This is a genomic window from Domibacillus sp. 8LH, from assembly GCF_038806185.1.
GTDB lineage: Bacteria > Bacillota > Bacilli > Bacillales > Domibacillaceae > Domibacillus > Domibacillus indicus_A.
The window spans coordinates 1-6,686 of sequence record NZ_JAVJNG010000056.1; the positions used below are offsets into that span (position 1 = coordinate 1).

Genomic DNA, 6,686 nt, shown 5'->3' on the forward strand with positions numbered 1-6,686 from the left:
TACTTTAATTGGCTGATTTGCTTTTTCCCGTTCTACTAACTGTTGATAGATTGACATACTATAGCCTCCCAGATTTTTTGATAATGCGAAAATCTTAACATTTGTGAAAGTAATTCATCTTTTTGTTGATTATTATCATTTGTTAATTATATTATCATTTGATAATTCGAATATTACAGTATTCTGAAAACTCTGTCAAACATTTATTTTTTGTAATGGAAAAATGCCCTTAGCAAAGAAGACAAAGAAAATTCGTTGTTTTTGCTTAGATTCTAGTTTTGAAAATAGTTAATAAATAAAAACACTATGATAAAATGGGTGAACAGTTTTGAAAAATACACAAATCAACAGAAAGGAGCACAACCATTGCTTGCTGCTGAAAGAAAGTTGAAAATTATTGATTATGTACGAAAACATAGTGTAGCTTCAGTGGCGCAGCTTTCCCAGGACTTCGGTGTCCATGAAGCAACCATCAGACGAGATTTAAGTGAAATTGAAAAAGAAGGACGTTTAAGAAGAACACACGGTGGAGTAGTTCTTGTGGAAAGAGTGAGCTCAGAACCTTCATTCACGGTCCGCGTGAATGAACGTGTTGAGGAGAAAACGTCAATTGCTGAACGTGCGATAGAAATGATTAACGAAGGAGACAGCATTATTTTGGATTCAGGAACCACAACTTTTCAAATCGCCCGGTTGTTGTCTGCCAAATCCAATATTACCGTTGTCACCAACGACATTAAAATTGCAGCGGAATTGCAAAATAACAAAGATATTAAAGTAATCGTAACGGGGGGAGTACTCTCTCCTGAAAGTTATATGTTAAACGGCCTTTTTACAGATCATGCCTTAAAGAAGCTGCATGTGACAAAAGCCTTTATTGTCATTCCAGCGATTCATCCAAAGCTTGGATTAACTCATTTTGATGATCAATTTGTTTCTGCTAAACGCAGCATGATTGAATCAGCCGAGCAAACGATTGTGGTAACAGACCACACAAAACTCGGGGGTGTGTCTTTGCATAATGTAGCACCTGTTGCTCAAATTGATGTGTTGATTACAGGAAAAGAAGCCTCAGAAACCCAAATAAAACAATTTCAAGAAGCAGGGATAACGGTTTATACTGTTTGATCTCATTCATTTTTCAAAGTGCAGAAGAGTTCTTCTGCACTTTTATTTTTTTATAAATGTTTATAAATGTTTACTTTTTATAAAATTTTGATTGATTTTGTTCGTTTTGTGTTTTATGATGTGAACTATCACAAATTTTCAGACAAAAAGGAGTCTACACATGAGTACTGTTTCGGTTTCAAATTCAGTAGAACAATTAGCGATCAATGCCATCAGAACGTTGTCAATTGATGCAGTAGAAAAAGCAAAATCTGGCCATCCCGGCATGCCGATGGGCGCTGCTCCTATGGCCTATACGCTGTGGAGCAAGGTGATGAATCACAACCCTGCAAATCCTGAATGGTTTAACCGTGATCGTTTTGTTTTGTCGGCAGGACATGGCTCTATGCTTTTATACAGCCTGCTGCACCTTTGCGGTTATGATGTATCACTAGAAGATTTAAAGCAGTTCAGACAATGGGGAAGTAAAACACCGGGACATCCAGAATACGGCCACACACCGGGTGTTGACGCAACTACAGGTCCCTTAGGGCAAGGCGTAGCAATGGGCGTAGGTATGGCAATGGCAGAAGCGCATCTTGCTGCAAAATACAACAAAGATCAATTCGCTATTGTAGACCACTATACGTATGTGATCTGCGGGGACGGCGACCTAATGGAAGGCGTTTCAGCAGAATCTGCGTCTCTTGCTGGCCACCTGAAGCTTGGGAAGCTTGTGATGATGTATGATTCTAATAACATTACGCTTGACGGTGAAGCGAACCTTTCTTTTTCAGAAGATGTAGGAAAGCGCTTTGAATCATACGGATGGCAAGTGTTAAAAGTATCTGATCAGCATGATATCCAAAGCATCGAGCAAGCGCTGCTTGAAGCGAAAAAAGAAACGGCGAAACCAACATTGATTGAAGTGATTACGACATTGGGATACGGCAGCCCAAACAAAGGCGGAAAAGGCGGCCACCAAGGAACACATGGCTCACCGCTTGGCAAAGAAGAAGCGGCTTTAACGAAGGAATTCTACCAATGGCCACAAGAAGATTTCTTTGTTCCTGAAGAAGTGAGAGCTCATTACGAAGAAATCAAGGCAAAGGGTAGAGAAGCGAATCAGCAATGGGAGATTTTGCTCGCACAATATAAACAAGCCTTCCCTGAACTTGCTCAAAGTCTTGAACAGGCCTTACAAAACGGCCCATTATACGTTCAAGATGAAACATTGCCAACATATGAAGTTGGAGCCGAAATTTCCACCCGTATCGCGTCAGGGCAAGTGTTAAATGCTCTTGCTCAGCAAATTCCAAGCTTGCTTGGCGGTTCTGCCGATTTAGAATCATCGACTATGACCCATTTAAATGGATTAGACCGGTTTGCGCCAGGTCAGTATGAAGGGCGTAACGTCTATTTCGGTGTACGGGAATTTGCGATGGGTGCTGTATTAAACGGTCTGGCACTTCATGGCGGCGTTAAACCATTTGGCTCTACGTTCTTTGTTTTCTCTGATTACCTTCGCCCAGCCATTCGCCTGGCTGCTTTGATGAACTTGCCGGTTACGTATGTTTTCACACATGACAGTATTTTTGTTGGTGAAGACGGTCCGACTCATGAACCGATCGAGCAACTGGCTGCTTTGCGCTCGATTCCAAACATGACAGTGCTTCGACCGGCTGATGCCAATGAAACGGTTGCTGCCTGGAAATACGCAGCTGAAAATCAAAATGGTCCAGTGGCACTTGTACTGAGCCGCCAAAATATCAAGGTAACGGTTGAACGGGAAACAGCTCTAAACCAACTTGCAAAAGGTGCATATGTTTTAGCAGGTACTGAGCAGGTTGAGTATGACGTCCAGCTTATGGCAACAGGATCTGAAGTATCACTTGCTGTTCAGGTAAGAGAGCAGCTTGTTCAAGAAGGAATCAGTGCACGCGTTATCAGCATGCCATCTTGGGAACTGTTTGAAAAACAGACAGAAGAATATCAAGACAGTATTTTAGGAACAGACAATACATTAAATGTTGCTATTGAACTTGCATCGCCATTTGGCTGGGCAAATTACGTGGGCCGAAAAGGCTTAATTGTCGGTATTCCAATGTTTGGTGCCTCTGCGCCGGGCGCACAAATTGCCAAAGAATTTGGATTTACAGTAGAAAGCATTGTTTCTCAAATTAAGAAACGCTTGTCCTAATTTTTTATCATCACTTTAAGAAAAGAGGAAAAAATAATGAAGTTCTTTTTGGATACAGCAAACCTGGAAGAAATTAAACGAATCGTAAAACTTGGCCTGGTAGATGGTGTGACAACAAATCCTTCTATTATCGCGAAAGAAGGGGCAGATTTTAAAACACGTATTCAAGAAATTTGTTCAATCGTTAACGGCCCTGTGAGTGCAGAAGTTATTGGATTAACAGCAGAAGAAATGATTCAGGAAGGCCGTGAAATTGCTACTTGGGCAGACAATATTGTCGTAAAAATTCCAATGACCGAAGCAGGGCTGGAAGCAACCTATCAGTTAGCACAAGAAGGCATTAAAACAAACGTTACCCTCATTTTTACCGAAGCCCAAGGCTTAATGGCTGCCAAAGCAGGTGCTACATACATCAGTCCTTTTATCGGAAGACTGGATGATATCGGCGCAGATGGCATCAGCTTGGTTCGGAACTTAAAAGAGGTACTGCAAGGATACGGTTATGAGACAGAAATCATTGCAGCAAGCATTCGCAACTTGGATCACCTTGTTCAGTCATCTCTTGCTGGCGCACATATTGCAACTATTCCTGGCAGCATTCTGCCGTCTCTATGGAATCACCCTCTTACAACGTCCGGCATTGAAACATTTATGAAGGACTGGGGGAAACTTCAGGGAACTCTTAGCTAAAAAAATATACGTTTAATTTAACCATATAGAAGACAGTCAGGAAAATGTAACTTCCTGGCTGTCTTCTTCACATATAGGAGGAGATCAAATGAAAATTGTCATCGCTTCTGACCATGGAGGTATTACAATCCGGCAGGAAATTATCTCTCTTTTAAAAGAAATGAATCTTGAGTACATAGATCTTGGATGTGACTGCACTGCCTCTGTAGATTATCCAGATTATGCATTTCCAGCGGCCCAAAAAGTCGTAAGCGGAGAAGCAGACCGAGGCATTCTAGTATGCGGGACAGGAATTGGCATGAGTATTGCCGCAAATAAAGTAAAAGGTATCCGCTGTGCACTTGCTCACGATACATTTAGCGCAAAAGCAACGAGAGAACATAACAATACAAATATGCTGGCACTTGGTGAGCGGGTGATTGGTCCAGGTCTTGCACGTGATATTGTGAAGATTTGGCTTGAAACTCCATTTGAATCAGGCGGCCGGCATGAAACCAGAATTAATAAAATCAAAGAAATTGAAAAGCAATACGCTTAACTAAACAAAAGAGAAAGTGCTCCTGCGAAAAAGATTTCCACGCTTCCGATGTTCATTCAAAAGCTGATTTTTCGATGATAATTATATAGACACGCTTGGTTATGGCGATACAGCGTGAAAGTACAATATCGAAGGGCCGCCCTATATTTGCTTTCGGCGGCTCCTCTAAAAATGAAATAAATATGCATAAAAGCATCAACGGATTGAAATCTTTTGATAAGGATCAACACAGGTACTGAAAACAAAATTATAAAAAGTGAGAAGTGAATGCCACATGCGCAAGAAGGATATCGTTTATCTCTTATCGGATTCTGTTGGAGAAACCGCTGAGTTTATTGTGAAAGCGGTTGCTAACCAATTTATTAGAGGAGATCTTGAAATTCGTCAAAACTCTTATGTCGATAAAGAGTCTGATATAGAAGAGGTCATTATAGAAGCGAAACAAACGAATTCAATTATTGCCTACACGTTAGTTATAGACTCTCTAAAAGATTACCTTAATAAACGAGCAAATGAAGAGCAGGTTCTAGCGGTGGATTTACTCCATCCACTGATGAATGCGTTTATAACGAAGTTTGATAGGGAGCCGATTTGTCAGCCTCGAATGATAAGAAAATTAGATAAAGACTATTTCCGAAAGATAGAAGCGATGGAATTTGCGGTAAATTATGATGATGCCCGTGATGTCAAAGGTATTGTAAAAGCTGATATTGTATTAATTGGGGTATCAAGAACATCCAAAACGCCGTTATCTATGTACCTGGCTTACAAAGGGTACAAGGTGGCGAACATACCGCTCGTTCCTGAAGTACCGGCTCCTGAGGAACTGTTTAGTATTCCCAGAAATAGGTGTGTCGGTCTCGTTATTAGTCCAGGCAAGTTAAATGATATTCGCAGAGAACGATTAAAAACATTAGGCTTAAAACCAGAAGCGAATTATGCCCAGCTCGAGCGGATTCTTGAAGAGCTGGATTATGCCGAAAGAGTGATGAAACGAGTAGGTTGTCCTGTGGTTGACGTTTCCAATAAAGCGATCGAAGAAACAGCAAATTATATCATGGACATTTTAAACATTGAGATGAGTGTTTAATAATGGCTGAAATGATATACATCTTTGATGAAGGACAGAGAGATAAAAATAAAAGGGGAAAATCAATATGTCAAAAGAGATCTTTACTATTAGAAACAAAGAAATAACTAAAGTTTTTGAAGAAACAACTAGACAATACTTGGTAGGAAATCTGGGAAGGCCTCAAGAATTAAATCACTTTCAAGATGATAAATTAGAAATTGGCATTACATCTTATAAGGAGCTTAACTGTGAAGCACCACATTATCATACACAAGCATATGAATATCAATATATCATTAGTGGAGAAACAGAATACATCGATATTGAAACTGGAAAAGAATACAGTTTTTATGCAGGAGACTTCTATGTAACACCTCCGGGCATTCGATATGCACAGCGTTCCAAACCAGGAACAACAATTTTCTTTATCAAATCACCACCTGGTGATGATAAGGTTGTTATAGAACCATCAAAAGAAATTAAGGCATGGATGAAAAAGGTTAATGGATCATAATATACACCCAACCTAAAAAATAATCGCCCTTTATGATATTAAACAGTCAACAAATGACAGCTGAATCTAAAAACCCTTTAAGATTAATGTAGGACTAACTCTATAAAGGGAGACATAAAAACACCTTTAAGTTGAAAACTGGTATCGAAAATACCTAAAAACAACTTAAAGGTGTTTTTATATGCTGCTTTTTATATCGGGCAAAAAGTTTATTGTGAAGACGGTAAAATGCTGTCCAGAACAACTGAATATGAGCACTTGTAAGAGATAATTGGACAAGGTAATCCAAGCTGCGCGAGGATTGCCAGTTTTCTTTAGTAGGAGAACTTCAAGGTTCTAAAAAATTACTAAGAAAATTATTGACAGCCCTTTCATTTCTGTGTAAGATCGTATTAACAAATGTTAGTTGTTTTATCATTTGTGAATAATAAGTTAAAAGTGTAACAGGATTCACTAATGTTAATTATTTGAAACCAATACATGTATTCATTATAGGAGGGTATAAGGGATGTCTATTTATCAACAGTTAGTAGCTCGGGAAAAAGCAAATCAGCCAATTAAAGTG

6 protein-coding genes are annotated in these 6,686 nt (G+C 39.5%); all 6 read left to right on the forward strand.

Annotation, left to right across the window (positions count from 1 at the left end; translation table 11 throughout):
• Positions 1-366 precede the first annotated feature (366 nt).
• Positions 367-1,128: a DeoR/GlpR family DNA-binding transcription regulator gene (locus RG959_RS23625; protein ID WP_342799244.1), complete on the forward strand. Its 762-nt coding sequence runs from the start codon at positions 367-369 to the stop codon at positions 1,126-1,128.
• Positions 1,129-1,288: 160 nt separating this feature from the next.
• Entirely contained in the window at positions 1,289-3,307 is a 2,019-nt protein-coding gene (gene tkt, locus RG959_RS23630; protein WP_342799245.1) for a transketolase, read from the forward strand.
• Positions 3,308-3,343: 36 nt separating this feature from the next.
• The gene (gene fsa, locus RG959_RS23635) at positions 3,344-3,997 is read left to right on the forward strand and encodes a fructose-6-phosphate aldolase (RefSeq protein WP_342799246.1); all 654 of its coding nucleotides are present in this window, start codon (positions 3,344-3,346) and stop codon (positions 3,995-3,997) included.
• An 88-nt stretch (positions 3,998-4,085) separates the two neighbouring features.
• The gene (gene rpiB / locus RG959_RS23640; protein WP_342799247.1) at positions 4,086-4,535 is read left to right on the forward strand and encodes a ribose 5-phosphate isomerase B; all 450 of its coding nucleotides are present in this window, start codon (positions 4,086-4,088) and stop codon (positions 4,533-4,535) included.
• Between the two features lie 274 nt (positions 4,536-4,809).
• Complete coding sequence (locus RG959_RS23645) at positions 4,810-5,625, forward strand: pyruvate, water dikinase regulatory protein (protein WP_342799248.1); 816 nt, start codon at positions 4,810-4,812, stop codon at positions 5,623-5,625.
• 67 nt (positions 5,626-5,692) lie between these two features.
• A complete protein-coding gene (locus RG959_RS23650) occupies positions 5,693-6,121 on the forward strand; it encodes a cupin domain-containing protein (protein ID WP_342799249.1) in 429 nt (142 codons plus the stop codon).
• Positions 6,122-6,686: the final 565 nt, after the last annotated feature.

Bases quoted from the DNA above. Each gene is read 5' to 3' on its own strand.
- tkt (WP_342799245.1), top strand. From the start codon at position 1,289: ATGAGTACTGTTTCGGTTTCAAATTCAGTAGAACAATTAGCGATCAAT.
- fsa (WP_342799246.1), top strand. From the start codon at position 3,344: ATGAAGTTCTTTTTGGATACAGCAAACCTGGAAGAAATTAAACGAATC.
- rpiB (WP_342799247.1), top strand. From the start codon at position 4,086: ATGAAAATTGTCATCGCTTCTGACCATGGAGGTATTACAATCCGGCAG.
- RG959_RS23645 (WP_342799248.1), top strand. From the start codon at position 4,810: ATGCGCAAGAAGGATATCGTTTATCTCTTATCGGATTCTGTTGGAGAA.
- RG959_RS23650 (WP_342799249.1), top strand. From the start codon at position 5,693: ATGTCAAAAGAGATCTTTACTATTAGAAACAAAGAAATAACTAAAGTT.